Source organism: Kitasatospora sp. NPDC091257, assembly GCF_044757675.1.
Taxonomy (GTDB): Bacteria; Actinomycetota; Actinomycetes; order Streptomycetales; family Streptomycetaceae; genus Kitasatospora; species Kitasatospora lactacystinica.
This window is the reverse complement of the sequence record NZ_JBIVVI010000035.1, coordinates 1-17533: the sequence shown is the minus strand read 5'-3', so window position 1 is coordinate 17533 and position 17533 is coordinate 1. Positions and strand designations below refer to the sequence as shown.

Sequence of the window (17533 nt, the reverse complement as noted above, 5' to 3'; positions counted from 1 at the left end):
GCCTGAACTACATGAACACCCGCTACGGCAGCCCCTGCGCCGCCTGGTCGTTCTGGCAGGCCCACCACTGGTACTAGGCCGGACCACCGGTTCGGCTCCCCCGGGCCCGTGACGCACCCCGCGTCGCGGGCCCCCGGCGCACGTTCCCGCAGGCCGGGAGCCGGTACGGGCGTGGACGCGTCCGGAAGGCGGCGTGAAGATATGGCGCGCACTCGTACGATTTGCCACTGATTGATCGGAATTACGGACCGTCAGACCTTTGCCACGGTCCGCAGGCCCTCTTACGCTCCGGCGTCATGCCCTCACCCCTGATCAGCGTCGTGCTCCCCGCCTACGACCAGCACGAACAGCTCGCCGACTGCCTGGACTCGCTGCTCGCACAGTCCCTGGCCGACGTCGAGGTGATCGTCGTCGCCGACCGGTCCCCCGGGACGGCCGGCGGGCTCGCCGACGCGTACGCGGCCCGACACCCGCGGGTGTCGGTGCTGCACCTGACCGCGGCGGTCGGGGTCGGGGCCGCCCGGAACGCGGGCGCGGCACGGGCGAGCGGCGAGTACCTGCTGTTCCTGGACGCCGACCACCTGCTGCCCCGGGACGCGCTCCGGACGCTCGCCGACCGGCTCCGGCAGACCGGCCCGGTGGACGTGCTGCTGTTCGGCCACTCCCGCCGGCACCAGGACCGGGACTGGCCGGGCGGGGCCGAGGCCCTGCTCGCCGAGGCCGGCCCCGAACCGTTCGCCCCCTTCGACCGGCCCGCCCTGTTCGGCGCGCCACCGCTGATCTGGGACCGGCTGATCCGCCGCGGCCACTGGGCCGAACTGGGCCTGGCCTTCCCGCCCGGCCGCTACGAGGAGGTCCCGGTCGCGCACGCCGCGCTGCTCGGCGCCCGGAAGGCCGCCGTGCTGGCACGCGAGTGCGTGCAGCTGCGCCGCCGGGAGACCGTCCACCCGGCGAGCGGCCCGGGCAGCAGCGTCTTCGACCTGTTCGAGCAGTACGAGCGCAGCTTCGCCCTGCTGGAGGAGCAGCCGCACCTGTACGCGGTGCGCGACGCGCTGTTCGTCCGGATGATCCGGCACTACCTGTTCGTCTTCGACCTGGCCGGCTGCGTCACCCGTGCCGAGCGGCCCCAGTTCTTCCACCGCGCCGCCGAGCACCACCGCCGCTTCCAGCCGCCCGGCCACCGCCGGCCGGGCGGCCGCGAGGGGATCAAGTTCTCGCTGCTGGCGGGCGGCGCCTACCCGGCCTTCGAGGTGGCCAAGCTCTCCCACATCGCGCGGGGCACGCTCACCGGGCGGAAGTGACCCCGCTCAGACCTGGGCCACGCCGCCCTCGGCGGCCATCGCGGCGGCGATCCGGCGGGCCCGCTCGGCCCGGACCCCGGCGGGCATCGGCGGCAGCACGTCCATCCACAGCGGCAGGGTCGAGCCGCGCAGCTGCGCCATTCCCTCGGGCCGGGCGAGCAGCCACAGGTGCAGGTGCGCGGAACCGTCGCCCCAGCGGTTCACATGGACCCGGCCGATGCCGCCGAGCGACCGTACGGCCCGCTCCACCCGCTGGAGCATCGGGCCCAGCCCCGCGGAGAGTTCGGCCGGCAGGTCCAGCAGGTCGTGGTGGGCGCGCGGCCACAGGAGCAGCGTGGCGGGCAGTCCGTCCGGCTCCTCGGTGGTGCCGAGCCGCCAGTGCTCGTCCGTCCACAGGAAGTCGGTGTCCGGCCGGGCGCAGTCCGGGCAGCTCTCCGGGCCGTCCTCGCCGTTCCGGGGCGGTTCGGGCAGCTCCGGCGCCCGGAGTTCCCGGACGGTCAGCTCGCCCTCGTACGGGAAGATCTCCCAGGAGGGCGCGCCGTCCGCCGGGAAGGGCAGCGGCTCGCCGATCGGGAGGCGGGCGAGGTAGGCGTCGGGGCCGGCCGGGTCCGCGGCCGCGGATTCTTCGATCATGACCGCCGAGCGTGCCACAGGACACCCTGTCGGCGGTACCCCCGTCGTGCCCGGTACCGGTGCGGCGGTACGGCTGCGATCATCGGCGGAGCCGTACTCCTGGGAGGTCCCTGGTGAGCCGTCCGTCCGCCGCCCCCGGGGCCGAGCTGGCCCGCGCGCTGTCCGCCGTGCTGCGCGGCGAGGTCCGCTTCGGCGCCGCCGAACGCACCGTCTACAGTCAGGACGCCTCCAACTACCGGCAGTTGCCGCTCGGCGTGGTCAAGCCCGCCGACCTCGACGACGTGCGCACCGCGCTGGCGCTCTGCCGCGAGCACCGGGTGCCGGTGGTGGCGCGCGGGGCCGGGACCAGCATCGGCGGGCAGGCGATCGGCCCGGGGGCGGTGGTGCTGGACTTCCGCCGCCACCTCGGCGCGGTGCTGGAGCTCGACCCGCAGGCCCGCACCGCGCGCGTCCAGCCCGGCACCGTGCTGGACGACCTCCAGCGCGCCGCCCGGCCCCACGGGCTGCGCTTCGGCCCCGACCCGTCCACGCACAGCCGCTGCACCCTCGGCGGCATGATCGGCAACGACTCCTGCGGCTCGCACTCGCTGGCCTGGGGGCGCACCGCCGACAACGTCGAACGGCTGGAGCTGCTGCTCGCGGACGGCACCGAGCTGACCGTCGGCGGGCGGCTCACCGCCGCGGAGCGCGCCGCGCTCGCCGCACGGCCCGGGCGGGTCGGCGAACTCCACACCGAGCTGCAGGAGTTCACCGACCGCAACCTCGCCGTCATCCGGCAGGGCATGCCGCAACTGCCCCGCCGCACCTCCGGCTACCCGCTGGACGCGCTGCTGCCCGAGCACGGCCACGACCTGGCCCGGGCGCTCACCGGCACCGAGGGCACCTGCGCACTGCTGCTCGGCGCCACCGTCCGCCTGGTCGAGGACCCGCCCGCGCGGGCCCTGGTGGTGGCCGGCTACCCCGACGAGGGCGCCGCCGCCGACGCCGTCCCGGCACTGCTCCCGTACGGTCCGCTGACCGCCGAGGGCATGGCGGCCGACCTGATCGCCGCGCTGCTCGCCGCCGGCCCGCGCCCGCCCGCACTGGACCGGCTGCCCGCCGGCGAGTGCTGGCTGTTCCTGGAGACCGGCGGCGACACCCCGTTGGCCGCCTACCAGGCCGCCCGCCGGCTGGGCGACGCGGTGCGCCGCGAGCGCTCGGCCTCCGTCGCCCTGGTCACCGACCCGGTCGAGCAGCGCCAGCTGTGGGCCGTCCGGGAGGCCGGTGCGGGAATCGTCACCCGGCTGCCCGGGGGCGGCGAGGCCTGGCCCGGCTGGGAGGACTCCGCCGTCCCGCCCGAGCGGCTCGGCGACTACCTGCGGGACCTGCGCGCCCTGCTGCGCCGGCACAGCCTGCGCGGCGTCCCGTACGGGCACTTCGGCGACGGCTGCGTGCACCTGCGGATCGACTTCCCGCTGGACGAACCCCAAGGGGTGCTGGTCTTCCGGGAGTTCCTGGAGCAGGCGGCCGATCTGGCGGTCTCGTACGGTGGTTCGCTCTCCGGCGAGCACGGCGACGGCCAGGCCCGCTCGGAGCTGCTGCCGCGCATGTACCCGCCCGAAATCATCGGCCTCTTCGGCGAGTTCAAGCGGATCTGGGACCCGGAGAACCTGCTCAACCCGGGCGCCCTGGTCGATCCCCGCCCGCTCGACGCCGACCTGCGCTTCGTCACGGCCCCGCGCCGCACGCTGCCGCTGGCCCTCCCGTACGAACAGGACGGCGGCAGCCTGGTCAAGGCGGTGCACCGCTGCGTGGGCGTCGCCAAGTGCGTGGCCCCGGGCAGCGGGGTGATGTGCCCGAGCTACCTGGCCACCGGCGAGGAGCGGCACTCCACCCGGGGGCGGGCCCGGCTGCTCGCCGAGATGCTGCGCGGGGACGCCGTCCCGGACGGCTGGCGTTCGGAGGAGGTCCGGGAGGCGCTGGACCTCTGCCTGAGCTGCAAGGGCTGCGCGAGCGACTGCCCGGTCCACGTCGACATGGCGACCTACAAGTCCGAGTTCCTGTACCAGCACTACCGGCACCGGCCGCGCCCGCTCGCGCACTACTCGATGGGCTGGCTGCCGCTCTGGCTGCGGGCCGCCGCGCTCGCGCCCGGGGCCGCCAACACGCTCGCCCGCTCCCGGGCCGGCGGGCTGATCAAGCGGCTCGGCGGGATCGACCCGCGCCGGGTGCTGCCCGTCCTCCCGCCGGAGACCTTCACCGCCTGGTACCGGCGGCACCGCGCCGCCCACCCGGCCCCGGCGGGCGCCCGGCCGGTGCTGCTGTGGCCGGACACCTTCTCCGACCACCTCCAGCCGAACGTGCCGCGCTCGGCCGTCGAGGTGCTGGAGCACCTGGGCTTCGACGTCCGACTGCCCGCAGGACCGGTCTGCTGCGGCCTCACCTGGTACTCCACCGGCCAACTCGGAACCGCCCGCCGGGTGTTGCGGCGCAGTCTGCGGGCGCTGACGGGAGCCGGGATCCAGGCCGACACCCCCGTGGTCGGCCTGGACCCCAGCTGCACCGCGACGCTGCGCGAGGACCTGCCCCGGCTGCTCGGCGCACCGGGCCGCCCGCTCGCCGACCGCACCCGCACCTTCGCCGAGTTCCTCGACGAGTACGCCCCGGACGCCCCGCTCCCCCGGATCCCGCTGGACGCCCTCACCCAGACGCACTGCCACCAGCACGCGGTGCTCGGCAGCACCGCCGACCGCCGGGTGGAGGCCCGGCTCGGCCTGAACAACCGGGTCCTGGACTCCGGCTGCTGCGGCCTGGCGGGCGACTTCGGCTTCACGCGGGGCCACTTCGAGGTGTCCGAGGCCATCGCGGAGCGGGTGCTGCTGCCCGAGGTGCGGGCCGCCGGGCCCCGGACGGTGGTCCTCGCGGACGGCTTCAGCTGCCGCACCCAGATCGCCCAACTCGCCGACGGGCGGCAGGCCCTGCACCTGGCGGAGCTGATCGCCGGGGAGCTGCGGTCCGCGAGGTGACGAGGGCGTCGTCAGACACGCCCCGGCGCGTCCTGCGGCTCCTTGCCGGGTGCGTGCGCCGCGAGGAAGGCCCCGCCGTGCGCCGCGGCCTCCTCCCGGGTCCGGTGGCCGACGGCGGCCCCGCCGGTCGTGCCGTCGGCGCCGGTGGCCGTCCAGCGCCAGCCGCCGGCGGCCGCGTCCTCGATCAACTCGACTGTTCCGCCGAACAGTCGAAGCGATCCCGGGCGCGCCACCGGACGACCGACGGCCTCCGGCCACTTCTTCCGGGCACCCTGCCGGGTGATGCCCCAGGCGGCGCCGAGCTGTTCGTATCCGGCGCCGTAGGAGCCCGCGGTGGCGGCCGCGCCCGCGGTGAGCCGCTTGACCTCGGCGTCCACCAGCTTCCAGGCGGACAGCACCGAGAGGGCGGCCTCGACCGGCTCGGCGTCCCACATCCGCTCCGCGGGCAGGCCGGTCGCGCGGGCGCGCACGGCGGCGGCAAGGGGGCCGAGGGCGTCGAGAAGGGCCTTGGCCAGCTCGGTCTGTTCCTCATGGGTGATCTCCGCGATCGTCATGCCGACAACCTTAGTTACCGAATCCCGCCCTGACAACCAAAGTTACCGGCGGAGCCGATCGAGGGGACCCGAACCCCGCTGCTCGGGCGCGAACGGAGTGCCCGAGGAGACCCCGCGCCAGCCCACCACCAGGGCCTCCCCCAGGAAGCCCACGCCGATCGACAGCTGGACCGGCCTGGCGTCCGGGGCCAGGCCGACGTACCCGGCGAGCGCGGCGAAACAGGCCATCACCGCGAGCGAGAGCGCCGCGACCAGGAAGGTCCGCCCGGTGTAGCGCTGCCACAGCACGCCCTCCCGCTCGTAGACCTGGATGGTGGCGCCGCGCACCGCCCCCAGCGCGAGGCCGAGCGCGGCACCCGCCGCGATCCAGCCGTAGTCGGCCGCGCCGAGGCCGTGCCGCTGGGCGAGCGCCCAAGCGCCGAGGCCGGTGAGGATCACCGGCGCCGCGAAGAGGTCCCGGGCGTTGAGCGACTCGCCGCGCAGCCGCCTGATCACCACCACCACGACCACGGCGGCGACCAGCCCCACGTACACCCAGTTGTCCATTCCACTCCCCCGAAGTTTTGTAGCTCGACCGTGCTAAATCAGCAATTTAGCTCGCCCGTGCTATAACGGCAACATGCCGAAGATCGTCGACCCCGCCGAGCGCCGCCAGGCCGTCGCCGACGCCGTCCTGCGCGTCGCGGCCCGGGAAGGGCTGGAGCACGCCTCCCTGCGCAACGTCGCCGAGGAGGCCGGACTGGCCATCGGCTCGGTACGGCACTACTTCGCCGGCGGCTCGGAGCTGATGATCTTCGCGATGGGCGAGCTGGCCCACCGGATCGAGGCCCGCATCCGGACCCACGCCGCCGTCCTGCTCGACCCGGCCACCGCCGGCACCGACCGGCGCGAACGGACCGTCCGGCTGCTCGCCGAGACCCTCCCGCTGGACGCCGGACGCCGGGAGGAGTCCGCGCTCTGGCTCTCCTTCGTCACCGCCGCCCGGACCCGGCCCGACCTGCGGCCCCGCGCCGCCGAGATGCAGGCCGGACTCGACGACCTGGTCCTCCGCGTCCTCACCGAGTCCGAGCGCTCCGGCGGCCTGGCCCCCGGCCTCGACCTCGGCGTCGAGACCCGCCGGCTCTCCGCCCTGCTGGACGGCCTCACCCTCCAGGCCGTCCAGCACCCCGACCTGGTCGGCCCGGACGAGCTGCGCGCGGTGCTGCGCCGCCACCTCGACACCCTGGCCGCTCCGGCCTCCTGACACCGCGCCAACACCCCCGGCACAATGTCGACCGTCGAGGCCGGCGAGCGGCACGCCGTCCTGCGGCTGCCCTGGTCCGACCGGCTCGCCCGCGAGGGCGGCGCGCTGTCCGGCCCGGTCTGATGGCCGCCGCCCGCAGGCGCTCGGCGGTGTCAGCCCTGGGCGGCCCCCACGGGCTCCTGCTCCGCGCAGACCGCCGAGACGAACTCGGCGACCCGCGCCCGCGGCAGACCGCGCGCGATGTCCGCCTCGCTGATCATGCCGACCAGCTTGTGCTCGGGGTGGTTGATCACCGGCAGCCGACGCACCTGGTACTGCTCCATCACCCGCAGCACCTGTTCGCAGTCCTCGTCCGCCTCCACCGTCATCGGGCGCCCCTGCGCCAGCTCGCCCGCCGTCACCGACGCCGGGTCACGGCCCTCGGCGACGCAGCGCAGCACGATGTCGCGGTCGGTCACGATCCCCAGCAGCTTGTCGCCCGGCCCGCAGATGGGCAGGGCGCCCACATGGCGTTCCCGCATGATCCGGGCGGCGGCCGCGAGCGTCTCGTGCTCGCCGATGCACTCGGCGCCCGGGTGCATGATGTCGCTGGCTATGGTCATGGTCCGCCTCCTGGCCTGGCTTCCCTTCCCCCGTCCATCGTGGTCCGGGCCGGTGGCCGACGCCACCGGGGCCGGCGCGCTCAGCCGTCCCCGGCCGGGCCCGTACGGCCGCCCTGCTCGGCCCCGTCGCCCTGCCCGGCCCGGCCGTCCGGCGACTCCGGACCGACCAGCGGCGACTTCTCCAGCACCTCCTCCAGGGGCGGGGGTTCGTGCCTGGGCTGCTCCGGTTCGAGCTCCTCCTCCGACACCTCGCCGCTCTCCATCGCCTCCTCCACGGCCTTCGCCCCGGCCGCGACCGCGGCAGCCGTCAGCAGGTTCCGCTGCTGGACCTCCGTCGCGCTGTCCAGGAAGCGCAGCAGCTCCACCGGGAAGGGCAGCACCAGCGTCGAGTTCTTCTCCGCGGCCACCTCCACCACGGTCTGCAACAGCCGCAGTTGGAGCGCGGCCGGGGTCTTGCTCATCACCGCCGCGGCGTCCGACAGCCGCTCCGAGGCCTGGTACTCGCCGTCCGCCGTGATGATCCGGGCCCGCCGCTCCCGCTCGGCCTCCGCCTGCCGGGCGATCGAGCGCTTCATCGACTCCGGCAGCGCGACGTCCTTGATCTCCACCCGATCGATCTCGATGCCCCAGCCCAGGGCCGGACTGTCGATCATCAACTCCAGCCCCTGGTTGATCGGTTCCCGGTTGGCCAGCAGGTCGTCCAGCTCGCTCTTGCCGATGATCGAGCGCAGCGAGGTCTGCGCGACCTGGGAGATCGCGAAGTTGTAGTCCTGCACGTTGACGGTGGCCTTCACCGGGTCCTCCACCCGGAAGTAGACCACCGCGTCCACCCGCACGGTCACGTTGTCCCGGGTGATGCCCTCCTGCGCCGGGATCGGCATCGTCACGATCTGCACGTTCACCTTGCGCAGCCGGTCCGCGATCGGCATCAGCGCCACCAGCCCGGGATCGCGCACCTCGTCGCGCACCTTCCCGAAGCGGAACACCACGCCCTTCTGGAACTGCTGGACGACCCTGATGCTCAGGCTCGCCCAGATCGCCCCCAGCCCGGCCAGTGCTCCGAGGGCCCCCAGCACCGCATCGACGATCATGGCGGCCTCCTCGCGGCCTGCGCGCGCACCGGCGTGTCCGGCCTCCGCCGGCCATGACCGGCCGGGGACCGCCGGGAGCAACTGATTCCACGCTACGCCTGCCCGGTCCGCGCCGGAGCGAACGTCCCGGAGCCTCTAGGATCCTGGCCATGCCGACCGTGGCCGCGTCCTCCTCGCCCGCCGACGACCCCGCCGACGACCCCGCCGGCGCCCCCGACGACCCCCGCCATCCCGCCGAGGCGGCCGGCCGGGCCGGCGGGCTCGCCGCGCTGGACCGCGTCGTCACCGGCTGCCGGGCCTGCCCGCGCCTGGTCCGGTGGCGCGAGGAGGCCGCCCGGACCAAGCGCCGCGCCTACCGGGACTGGGACTACTGGGCCCGCCCCGTCCCGGGCTTCGGGCCGCCGGACGCCCCGCTCGTCCTGGTCGGCCTCGCCCCCGCCGCCCACGGCGCCAACCGCACCGGCCGGATCTTCACCGGCGACCCCTCCGGCGACCTGCTCTACGCCACCCTGTACGAACTCGGGCTCGCCAACCGCCCCGAGTCCGTCCGCCACGGCGACGGCCTGGAGCTGTCCGGCGTCCGGATCACCGACCCGGTCCGCTGCGCCCCGCCGGACAACAAGCCCAGCACGGCCGAACGCGACACCTGCCGGCCCTGGATCACCCGGGAGCTGGAGCTGATGCGCCCCACCGTGCGCACCGTCGTCGCCCTCGGCGGCTTCGCCTGGCAGGCGATGCTGCCGGTGATCGCGGACGCCGGCTGGCGGGTCCCCCGCCCCCGCCCGGCCTTCGGCCACGCCGCCCTGGCCGTCTTCCCGGCCCGCGACGGCGGCCCGGACCTGCGGATGTACGGCTGCTACCACGTGAGCCCGCGCAACACGAACACCGGCCGGCTGACCACCGCGATGCTCCGGGACCTGCTGCGCGAGGCGGCCCGCTCGGCGGGGCTCGACCCCCGGTAGCTCGACCCCCGCCCGCCGGCGGCCTCGCTCGCACGGCCCCGCCGGCACGGCCCGCGGGCAACCGCTCCCGGCGCGGGCCGGTCAGTCGAACCGCCGGGTGGCCGTGATCCCGCCGTCCACCGGCAGCGTCACGCCCGCGACGTACGAGGCCCGGTCGCTCAGCAGCCAGGCGGCCGCCTGCGCCACCTCCTCGTCCGTACCCGGCCGGCCCAGCGGCGTGGAACGCTCCACCAGCGCGGCGAACTCCGGCCCGGACCCGAAGAACGGCTCGGTGCCCGGCGTGCGCACCACCCCGGGCGCAACGGCGTTGACCCTGATGCCGTGCCGGGCGTGATCGGCGGTGGCCGCCTTCACCAGACCGCTCAGGCCGTGCTTGGCGGCCTGCTGGGCGCCGTCGCCGAAGCCCCCGACCAGCGCCCCCACACCGGAGTTGAGCACCACCGCGCCACCGCGCCCGGCCTCCGTCATCGCCCGCAGCTGGGCCCGCAGACAGAGCCAGGTGCCGCGCAGGTTGAGCGCGTGGGTGTCGTCCCACTCCGCCTCCGAACGCTCGGTGAGCGGGGCCGGCGGCAGGCCGTTGCCCGCGTTGTCGAAGGCCGCGTCCAGCCGGCCGAAGGCCTCCAGCGCGGTGTCCACCGTCCGCTGCGCACCGGCGGCCGTGGTCAGATCGGCGGCGACCGCCACCGCCTCGGCCCCGGTGGCGCGCAGCTCGGTGGCCAGCTCCTCCACCTCGGTGCCGGAGCGGGCGGCGAGCACCAGCAGCGCGCCCTCCCGGGCGAACAGCCGGGCGGCGGCCGCGCCGATGCCCCGCCCGGCGCCGGTGACGATCGTGACCTTGTCGTCGAGAAGTCCCATGCGGCGAGCCTGCCGCCGTGCCCGCCGGCCCACCAGCGGCCGGACGCTCCCCGGGAACCGGCTTCCTGGGACAGCCAGGTCCTGGCTGTCCCGGGCGAGCTGTGGCAGCCTGACGCGCATGCCCGAGACCCCGCTGGGCGCCTTCCTCCGCGCCCGCCGCGCCCGACTCGCGCCCGCCGACGCCGGCCTGCCCGCCTCCGGACGCCGCCGTACCCCCGGACTGCGCCGCGAGGAGGTCGCCGCCCGCGCCGGGATCTCGGCCGACTACTACGCCCGCCTGGAACAGGGCCGCCAACGGGTGCCCACCGGCCCGGTCCTCGACGGCCTCGCCGAGGCCCTGCAACTGACCGCCGCCGAGCGCGGCTACCTGCACCGGCTGGCCGCCCGCCCGCACCGCCCGGCCCCGCCGCCCGCCGAAGCCCCGGCGCTCCCTCCGACCACCCTCGCCCTGCTGGACACCCTGGACGCCGCGCCCGCCTTCGTCACCGGCCCCACCTTCGACCTGCTGGCCTGGAACCGGCCCGCCGCCCTGCTGCTGGCCGGGCCGGAACGACGACCGGCCCGTGAACGCAACCTGCTCTGGCAGGTGTTCTGCTGCCCGTACCGGGACCGCTCGCAGGGCAACACGGCCGCCGAGGGCTCGATCGGCGCCGACCTGGTCGCCTCACTGCGCGCCCAGCACGCCGACCGTCCCCGCGACCGCGCCCTGCTCGCCCTGGTCCACCGGCTGTCGGCCGACAGCCCCGTCTTCGCCGAGCTCTGGGACCACCACCGCGCCGCCCCGCCCCGCCCCGGCCGCCTCCACGTCCGCCGCCTGGCTGTTCGCCGGGCCCACGACCGCGCTCTTCGTCGCCTTCTTCGCCTACCCGCTCGGCGCCAGCCTCTACCAGAGCTTCACCGCCCGCCGCGACGGCGCCGACGTCTGGGTCGGCCTGGACCAGTACCGGCGGATGCTCCACGACCCCGCCTTCCTGCACTCCCTGGTCAACACCGGCCTGATCCTCGCCGTCCAGGTACCGGTGATGATCGGCCTCGCCCTGGTGCTCGCCGTCCTGCTCAACCAGTCCTGGCTGCGCTTCAGGGCCGGCTGGCGGGCGGTGTTCTTCCTGCCCGCGATCACCACCCTGGTCGCCTACGCCGTGGTCTTCCAGGTCCTGCTGCGCACCGACGGCGGACTCGCCAACCAGTTCCTCCAGGCCCTCGGCCTCGGCCCGGTCGACTGGCTCAACTCGCCCACCTGGGCCAGGATCTCGCTGATCGGCTCGGTCACCTGGCGGTGGACCGGCTACAACGCGGTGATCCTGCTCGCCGGACTGCACGCCATCGGCCGCGACCAGTACGAGGCCGCCGCCCTCGACGGCGCCGGCGCCGTGCGCACCTACACCGGCGTGATCCTGCCGCAGCTGCGCCCGGTCGTGCTGTTCTGCGTCATCACCTCCACCATCGGCACCCTGCAACTCTTCGACGAGAACTACGTGCTGACCCGCGGCGGCCCCGGCGACGCGACCCTCACCCCCGTGGTCTACCTCTACAAGGTCGGCTTCCAGCAGCTCGACTTCGGCTACGCGGCGGCCATCGCCTGGGTGGTCGTGCTGATCATCGCGGCGGTCTCGCTGCTCCAGTTCCGGCTCTACGGAAGGGAGCGCCGCCGATGACCACCACCGCGCCGCTCAGGCCCGGCCGCACCCCACTGCCCGCCCGGCTCGGCCGGATCGCCGTCCTGGCCGCCCTCGCTCTCGGCGCCGTGCTCAGCCTGGTGCCCTTCGCCTGGATGCTGATCGCCAGCACCCACAGCAGCTCCGAACTGTTCCACTCCCCGCCGCCGTTCCTGCCCGGCGGCGAGCTGCTGCGCAACCTCGCGCACCTCCAGGAGACCATCGGCTTCGGCCAGGTGCTGCTCAACAGCCTCGGAATCGCCGTCGTCTACACCCTGCTCAGCTCGCTGCTGTCCGCGATGTGCGGCTACGGACTGGCCAAGTACCGCTTCCGCGGCCGCGGACTGCTGCTCGGCCTGGTCCTGGCGACCATGATGATCCCCCTGCAGGTGCTGCTCGTCCCGCTGTTCCAGATGATGGCCAGCCTCGGCTGGATCGACAGCTACCAGGCCGTGATCGTGCCCTTCCTGGCCAACTCCTTCGGCATCCTGCTGATGCGCCAGGGCTTCCTGGACTTCCCCGACGAACTGCTGGAGTCGGCCCGGATCGACGGCTCCGGCGAGCTGCGCACCTTCTACCAGGTCGTCCTGCCGTGCGTGCGGCCGCAACTGGGCGCGCTGGTGATCTTCACCTTCATGGGCCAGTGGAACAGCTTCATCTGGCCGCTGCTGATGCTCAACACCGAGGACAAGTACACCGTGCCGGTCGCGCTCAACACGCTGACCGGGCTGACCCACGTCGACTACTCCGGCCTGATGCTCGGCTCCTTCCTGGCCACCCTCCCGCTGATGGTGCTCTTCCTGGTCTTCCAGCGGCAGTTCGTGGCGGGCCTGCTGGGCGGAGCACTGAAGGGATGACCACGACCGTGACCAAGGACCGCCTCACCCGGGTGCCAGGACTGCTGTACGGCGGGGACTGGAACCCCGAGCAGTGGCCCGAACAGGTGTGGGCCGAGGACGTGAAACTGATGGCCGAGGCCGGGGTCAACCTGGTCACCGTCGGCGTGTTCTCCTGGGCCCGGCTCCAACCCGACGCCCACAGCTGGGACTTCGGCTGGCTGGACCGCCTGCTCGACCTCGTGCACCGGCACGGCATCGCCGTCGACCTGGCCACCGCCACCGCCTCCCCGCCCGCCTGGCTGGTCCGCGCCCACCCCGAACTGCTGCCGGTCACCGCCGACGGCGTACGGCTGGAGTTCGGCTCGCGCCAGCACTACTGCCCCTCCTCGCCGGCCTACCGGGACGCCGCCGTCCGGCTCACCCGGGCCCTCGCCGAGCGCTACCGCCACCACCCCGCCCTCGCCCTGTGGCACGTCCACAACGAGTACGGCGACCACGTCGAGGAGTGCTTCTGCCCCGCCTCGGCCGCCGACTTCCGCCGCTGGCTGCGCGAACGGCACGGCGACATCGAGGAGTTGAACCGCTCCTGGGGCACCGCCTTCTGGTCGCAGCACTACGGCTCCTTCGAGCAGATCGAGCCGCCGCGCACCGCGCCGGGCCCGGTCAACCCCACCCAGCTGCTGGACTGGCGCCGGTTCTGCTCGGACGCGCTGCTCGCCCTGCACCGTGCCGAGAAGGCCGTCCTGGACGAGGTCTCGCCCGGCGTCCCGGTCACCACCAACTTCATGTCGATGCTCAAGGCCCTGGACTACTGGGAGTGGAGCCGGCACGAGGACTTCGTCTCCGACGACGCCTACCCCGACCCGGCCGACCCGCGCGCCCACGTCAACGCCGCGATGAACTACGACCTGATGCGCTCGCTCAAGGGCGGCCGCCCCTGGCTGCTGATGGAACAGGCCCCCTCCGCGGTCAGCTGGCGGTCGGTCAACGTGCCCAAACCCCCCGACCTCCACCGCCTCTGGTCGCTGCAGGCACTGGCCCGCGGCGCCGACGGCGTGCTGCACTTCCAGTGGCGCGCCTCGGTGGCCGGCGCCGAGAAGTTCCACAGCGCGATGCTCCCGCACCGGGGCACCGCCTCGCGCGGCTGGCAGGAGACCCTGCGCCTCGGCGCCGAACTGCGCCGCCTCGGCGAACTCGCCGGCAGCCGGCTGCGCGGGCGGGCCGCCGTCCTGCTCGACTGGGACAGCTGGTGGGCGCTGGAACTGGACGACCACCCCTCCGCCCGGATGCGCTGGCCCGAGCTGCTCCGCCCCTGGTACGCGGCACTGTACGAGCGCGGCGTCACCGTCGACTTCGTCCCGCCCACCGCCGGACTCGACGGCTACCCGCTGGTACTCGCCCCCAACCTGTACCTGCTCGACACCGCCACCGCCGACCGGCTCACGACCTACGTACGGGACGGCGGCCGGCTGGTCTGCGGCCCGTTCAGCGGCATCGCCGACCGGCACGACCACATCCACCCCGGCGGCCACCCCGGGCCGCTGCGCGAGCTGCTCGGGATCGTCGTCGACGAGCACTGGCCGCTCCCGGACGGCGCGACCACCGCCGTCGTCCTCGCCCCGGACGGCACCCGGCTGCGGGCCGAACGCTGGAGCGAATGGATCGAGACCGAGACCGCCGAGGCCGTCGCCCACTACGGCTCCGGCGAGCTGGCAGGCCTCCCGGCCGTCACCCGCAACCGCCTGGGCACCGGCAGCGCCTGGTACCTGAGCTGCCACCTCGGCGCCGACACCGGCCCGGTGCTCGACCGGGCGCTCGCCGAAGCCGGGGTGGGCGCCGAACTGCCCGGCCTGCCGGAGGACGTCGAGGCCACCCGCCGGCACGCCACCGACGGCACCGACTACCTCTTCCTGCTCAACCACGGCCCCGTCGAGCGGCTAGTGCCCCTCGACGCGCCCGGCACCGACCTGCTCACCGGCACCGCCACCGGCGACGCCGTCACCCTCGCGCCGCTCGGCGCCGCCGTCCTCCGACTCCCCGCCGCCGAGGAGCGCCCGTGAACCCGCTGACCCGCCGCCACTTCCTCGCCGCCTCGGCGGTCGCCGCCGCCGGCACCCTGACCGCCCCGGCCACCGCCCACGGCCAGGAAGGACCGGAAGAACAGGGAGGATTCGACGCCGAACGCTACGCCGACGTCCTCGACCTGCACGGCACCCCCGCCCAGGCCTACCCCGGCGACGCCCGCGGCAACAACCCGATCACCGTCTTCGCCGACCTCGGCGCCTGGCACGCCTACGCCCTGCCCCGACCGGCAGACCGGCCCGGCGGCTTCACCGGCCCGCTGTACCTCGCCCAGGAATACCCGTGGTGGCTCAGCGACGGCCTGACCCGCCTCCAACTCACCGAACAGGGCAGCCCCCTGGACCTCGGCGCCGGCGCCCCCGCGCGCGGCACCTCGCTGCCCGGCCTGCTGCGGCTGGCCCACGACCTCGGCGGCGGCCTCGCCCTCACCCTGGAACTGCGCTTCGCCGGCAACCGCACCGCCCTGCTCCGGGCCCGCCTCACCAACACCGGCCCGGCCGTACGGACCCTGGCCGCCGCCTGGACCGGCCGGCTGCTGCGCCCCGCCACCGGCCCCCAGCACGTAGCGCCGCGACTGGTCGCCGCCGAACGCGGCGTGGAGGTGCGCTTCGCCAAGGTCCGGCAGACCTGGGACTACCTCACCGACGGCACCGAGTGCTTCGCCGTCCGCCACGCCCGGCCCGTCCGGGTCGTGCTGAGCGCCGACGGCGACGAGCACCGCACCGAACTCGCCGAGCCGGTGCGGCTGGCGCCGGGGGAGAGCCGCCACCTGGACTGGACCGAGAGCTACACCTTCACCGAGGCCGAGTACGCCCGGGCCGCGAAGGAGGCGGACACCGCGCTGCGCGCCCCGGAGCGGGTCGCGGCGGAGGGCACCGCCCGCTGGCACGGGTACGTCACCCGGGCCACCGAGGGCGTCCCCGCCGCCCGCCGGCGCACCGCCGTCAAATGCGTGCAGACCCTGGTCGCCAACTGGCGCAGCCCGGCCGGACGGATCCGGCACGACGCCGTCACCCCCACGCTCTCCTACAAGTGGTTCAGCGGGGTCTGGGCCTGGGACACCTGGAAGCAGGCCGTCGGCACCGCCGCCTTCGCCCCCGGCCTCGCCGCCGACCAGATCCGGGCGGTCTTCGACCACCAGGTGCCGGCGGGCTCCGCCGAGCGCCCGCAGGACGCCGGCATGGTCCCCGACTGCGTCTTCTACAACGACCCGGCCACCGGCGGCGGCAACTGGAACGAGCGCAACTCCAAGCCCCCGCTGGCCGCCTGGGCGGTCTGGGAGGTCTACAAGCGCAGCGGCGACCGCGCCTTCCTGCGGGAGCTGCTGCCCCGGCTGACCGCCTACCAGGACTGGTGGTACCGCACCCGCGACCACCTCGGCGAGGGCCTGTGCGAGTACGGCGCCACCGCGGACCCGGCCAACGCGAGCGCCGAGGACTGCCGGGAGGCGGCGGCCTGGGAGTCCGGCATGGACAACGCCCCGCGCTTCGACGCCGCCGGCGTCCTCCCCAACCGGGACGCGAACGGGACGCTGCTCGGCTGGTCGCTCGACCAGCGCTCGGTCGACCTCAACGCCTACCTGGCCGCCGACCACCGCCACCTGGCGCTGATCGCCGCCGAACTCGGCGACCGGCCCGCCGCCCAGCGGCTGCGCGCCCGCGCCGACCGGATCGACGCCGCCGTGCGCGACACCATGTACGACCCGGCCGGCGGCTGGTTCCACGACACCGACCTGGCCACCGGCGCCCGGCTCACCGCCCGGGGCCGCGGCATCGAGGGCGCCATCCCGCTCTGGTCCGGCACCGCCACCGCCGCCCAGGCCCGCACCGTCCGCCGGCTGCTGCTCGACCCGGCGGAGTTCGGCACCGCCATGCCGTTCCCCACCGTGGCCCGCAGCTCGCCGTCCTTCGACCCGGCCGGCTACTGGCGCGGCCTGGCCTGGCTCGACCAGACCTACTTCGCCGTCGAAGGCCTGCGCCGCTACGGCTGGGAGCAGGACGCCCGGCGGACGGTCGAGCGGCTGCTGGCCACCGCCGCCGGACTGGCCGGGGACGGCCCGGTCCGGGAGAACTACGACCCGCTGACGGGGGAGGGGCGCAGCTCGACCAACTTCAGCTGGTCGGCGGCGCTGCTGCTGCTCCTGCTGCGCACCTGAGCGACTTTGGCTCCGGGTCGTCCGACCAGGCATGATCGGGGCATGGTCGAACGAGTCAGTGCAGCGTGTGACGGAGCAGCCAAGGGCAACCCCGGTCCGGCGGGCTGGGCGTACGTGGTCGCGGACGCCACCGGGGCGCCCCGGCGCTGGCAGGCCGGCGCGCTCGGGCACAGCACCAACAACGTGGGCGAGCTGACGGCGCTGCGGCAGCTGCTGGCCGCGACGGACCCGGCGGTGCCGCTGGAGGTGCGGCTGGACAGCACCTACACCCGTGACTCGGTGACGAAGTGGCTGAAGGGCTGGAAGCGCAACGGCTGGAAGACGGCGGCCGGCAAGCCGGTCGCCAACCAGGAGCTGATCCAGGCGATCGACGCCCTGCTGGAGGGCCGGGACGTCACCTTCGTGTACGTGCCGGCCCACCAGGTGGACGGCGACCCGCTGAACGCCATCGCCGACAAGGCCGCCAGCGACGCCGCCCGCACCCAGCAGGACGCCTCCGGCACCGCCGCCGACCTGCCGGTCCCCGACCCGGCCGCCGCCACGAAGGCCCCCAGGG

General features: G+C 74.9%; 15 protein-coding genes and 3 pseudogenes. 12 read left to right on the top strand and 6 right to left on the bottom strand.

Annotated features, from left to right (window positions below):
• Both ACIQOV_RS03240 and ACIQOV_RS03235 read left to right on the top strand, forming a co-directional pair.
• Positions 1-77 (top strand): annotated as a pseudogene (locus ACIQOV_RS03240) (lytic transglycosylase domain-containing protein); the annotation flags it as partial.
• Between the two features lie 219 nt (positions 78-296).
• Positions 297-1301 carry a glycosyltransferase family 2 protein gene (locus tag ACIQOV_RS03235; protein ID WP_401044256.1) on the top strand — a complete coding sequence of 335 codons (1005 nt, stop codon included), beginning with the start codon at positions 297-299 and terminating at the stop codon, positions 1299-1301.
• A 6-nt stretch (positions 1302-1307) separates the two neighbouring features.
• On the opposite strand, the gene ACIQOV_RS03230 is transcribed toward ACIQOV_RS03235, so the two are convergent.
• The gene (locus ACIQOV_RS03230) at positions 1308-1934 is read right to left on the bottom strand and encodes a hypothetical protein (protein ID WP_401044252.1); all 627 of its coding nucleotides are present in this window, start codon (positions 1932-1934) and stop codon (positions 1308-1310) included.
• A gap of 113 nt (positions 1935-2047) precedes the next feature.
• On the opposite strand from ACIQOV_RS03230, the gene ACIQOV_RS03225 reads away from it, so the two are divergent.
• On the top strand, positions 2048-4939 hold the full coding sequence (locus ACIQOV_RS03225) for an FAD-binding and (Fe-S)-binding domain-containing protein (protein WP_401044250.1): 2892 nt from the start codon (positions 2048-2050) through the stop codon (positions 4937-4939).
• A gap of 11 nt (positions 4940-4950) precedes the next feature.
• Here the strand turns inward: ACIQOV_RS03225 and ACIQOV_RS03220 are convergent, their stop codons facing one another.
• Both ACIQOV_RS03220 and ACIQOV_RS03215 read right to left on the bottom strand, forming a co-directional pair.
• On the bottom strand, positions 4951-5493 hold the full coding sequence (locus ACIQOV_RS03220) for a hypothetical protein (RefSeq protein ID WP_401044249.1): 543 nt from the start codon (positions 5491-5493) through the stop codon (positions 4951-4953).
• Between the two features lie 42 nt (positions 5494-5535).
• Positions 5536-6039 (bottom strand): DUF1453 domain-containing protein, encoded by a 504-nt coding sequence (locus ACIQOV_RS03215; protein WP_401044245.1) that lies wholly within the window; start codon positions 6037-6039, stop codon positions 5536-5538.
• A gap of 73 nt (positions 6040-6112) precedes the next feature.
• Between ACIQOV_RS03215 and ACIQOV_RS03210 the strand changes: the two genes are divergently transcribed.
• Positions 6113-6736, top strand: coding sequence for a TetR/AcrR family transcriptional regulator (locus ACIQOV_RS03210; protein WP_401044242.1), 624 nt, complete (start codon positions 6113-6115; stop codon positions 6734-6736).
• A 30-nt stretch (positions 6737-6766) separates the two neighbouring features.
• Positions 6767-6903 (top strand): annotated as a pseudogene (locus ACIQOV_RS03205) (thioesterase); the annotation flags it as partial.
• Here ACIQOV_RS03205 and ACIQOV_RS03200 read toward each other — a convergent pair.
• Together ACIQOV_RS03200 and ACIQOV_RS03195 are read right to left on the bottom strand one after the other, a co-directional pair.
• A complete protein-coding gene (locus tag ACIQOV_RS03200) occupies positions 6889-7338 on the bottom strand; it encodes a CBS domain-containing protein (protein WP_380544022.1) in 450 nt (149 codons plus the stop codon). The pseudogene ACIQOV_RS03205 and the gene ACIQOV_RS03200 overlap by 15 nt on opposite strands.
• Before the next feature lie 80 nt (positions 7339-7418).
• The gene (locus ACIQOV_RS03195) at positions 7419-8429 is read right to left on the bottom strand and encodes a slipin family protein (RefSeq protein WP_401044239.1); all 1011 of its coding nucleotides are present in this window, start codon (positions 8427-8429) and stop codon (positions 7419-7421) included.
• Positions 8430-8578: 149 nt separating this feature from the next.
• Here ACIQOV_RS03195 and ACIQOV_RS03190 point away from each other — a divergent pair, with 149 nt between their 5' ends.
• The gene (locus tag ACIQOV_RS03190) at positions 8579-9391 is read left to right on the top strand and encodes a uracil-DNA glycosylase (protein ID WP_401044236.1); all 813 of its coding nucleotides are present in this window, start codon (positions 8579-8581) and stop codon (positions 9389-9391) included.
• 81 nt (positions 9392-9472) lie between these two features.
• On the opposite strand, the gene ACIQOV_RS03185 is transcribed toward ACIQOV_RS03190, so the two are convergent.
• On the bottom strand, positions 9473-10246 hold the full coding sequence (locus ACIQOV_RS03185) for an SDR family NAD(P)-dependent oxidoreductase (protein ID WP_387734394.1): 774 nt from the start codon (positions 10244-10246) through the stop codon (positions 9473-9475).
• Here ACIQOV_RS03185 and ACIQOV_RS03180 point away from each other — a divergent pair.
• The 6 genes and pseudogenes from ACIQOV_RS03180 to ACIQOV_RS03155 form a co-directional block, all read left to right on the top strand.
• Positions 10194-11012 (top strand): annotated as a pseudogene (locus tag ACIQOV_RS03180) (helix-turn-helix domain-containing protein); the annotation flags it as partial. The gene ACIQOV_RS03185 and the pseudogene ACIQOV_RS03180 overlap by 53 nt on opposite strands.
• Before the next feature lie 184 nt (positions 11013-11196).
• The gene (locus tag ACIQOV_RS03175) at positions 11197-11901 is read left to right on the top strand and encodes a carbohydrate ABC transporter permease (RefSeq protein WP_401044232.1); all 705 of its coding nucleotides are present in this window, start codon (positions 11197-11199) and stop codon (positions 11899-11901) included.
• Positions 11898-12758, top strand: coding sequence for a carbohydrate ABC transporter permease (locus ACIQOV_RS03170; RefSeq protein WP_401044259.1), 861 nt, complete (start codon positions 11898-11900; stop codon positions 12756-12758). The genes ACIQOV_RS03175 and ACIQOV_RS03170 overlap by 4 nt, the downstream gene beginning before the upstream one ends.
• Complete coding sequence (locus ACIQOV_RS03165) at positions 12755-14800, top strand: beta-galactosidase (RefSeq protein WP_401044229.1); 2046 nt, start codon at positions 12755-12757, stop codon at positions 14798-14800. Before ACIQOV_RS03170 ends, ACIQOV_RS03165 begins: the two co-directional genes overlap by 4 nt.
• On the top strand, positions 14797-16977 hold the full coding sequence (locus ACIQOV_RS03160; RefSeq protein ID WP_401044227.1) for an MGH1-like glycoside hydrolase domain-containing protein: 2181 nt from the start codon (positions 14797-14799) through the stop codon (positions 16975-16977). Before ACIQOV_RS03165 ends, ACIQOV_RS03160 begins: the two co-directional genes overlap by 4 nt.
• A gap of 42 nt (positions 16978-17019) precedes the next feature.
• The coding region (locus tag ACIQOV_RS03155; protein WP_401044224.1) for a ribonuclease H at positions 17020-17533 on the top strand (514 nt) is incomplete at its 3' end.

Bases quoted from the DNA above. Each gene is read 5' to 3' on its own strand.
- ACIQOV_RS03235 (WP_401044256.1), top strand. From the start codon at position 297: ATGCCCTCACCCCTGATCAGCGTCGTGCTCCCCGCCTACGACCAGCAC.
- ACIQOV_RS03230 (WP_401044252.1), bottom strand. From the start codon at position 1,934: ATGATCGAAGAATCCGCGGCCGCGGACCCGGCCGGCCCCGACGCCTAC.
- ACIQOV_RS03220 (WP_401044249.1), bottom strand. From the start codon at position 5,493: ATGACGATCGCGGAGATCACCCATGAGGAACAGACCGAGCTGGCCAAG.
- ACIQOV_RS03215 (WP_401044245.1), bottom strand. From the start codon at position 6,039: ATGGACAACTGGGTGTACGTGGGGCTGGTCGCCGCCGTGGTCGTGGTG.
- ACIQOV_RS03210 (WP_401044242.1), top strand. From the start codon at position 6,113: ATGCCGAAGATCGTCGACCCCGCCGAGCGCCGCCAGGCCGTCGCCGAC.
- ACIQOV_RS03200 (WP_380544022.1), bottom strand. From the start codon at position 7,338: ATGACCATAGCCAGCGACATCATGCACCCGGGCGCCGAGTGCATCGGC.
- ACIQOV_RS03195 (WP_401044239.1), bottom strand. From the start codon at position 8,429: ATGATCGTCGATGCGGTGCTGGGGGCCCTCGGAGCACTGGCCGGGCTG.
- ACIQOV_RS03190 (WP_401044236.1), top strand. From the start codon at position 8,579: ATGCCGACCGTGGCCGCGTCCTCCTCGCCCGCCGACGACCCCGCCGAC.
- ACIQOV_RS03185 (WP_387734394.1), bottom strand. From the start codon at position 10,246: ATGGGACTTCTCGACGACAAGGTCACGATCGTCACCGGCGCCGGGCGG.
- ACIQOV_RS03175 (WP_401044232.1), top strand. From the start codon at position 11,197: ATGCTCCACGACCCCGCCTTCCTGCACTCCCTGGTCAACACCGGCCTG.
- ACIQOV_RS03170 (WP_401044259.1), top strand. From the start codon at position 11,898: ATGACCACCACCGCGCCGCTCAGGCCCGGCCGCACCCCACTGCCCGCC.
- ACIQOV_RS03165 (WP_401044229.1), top strand. From the start codon at position 12,755: ATGACCACGACCGTGACCAAGGACCGCCTCACCCGGGTGCCAGGACTG.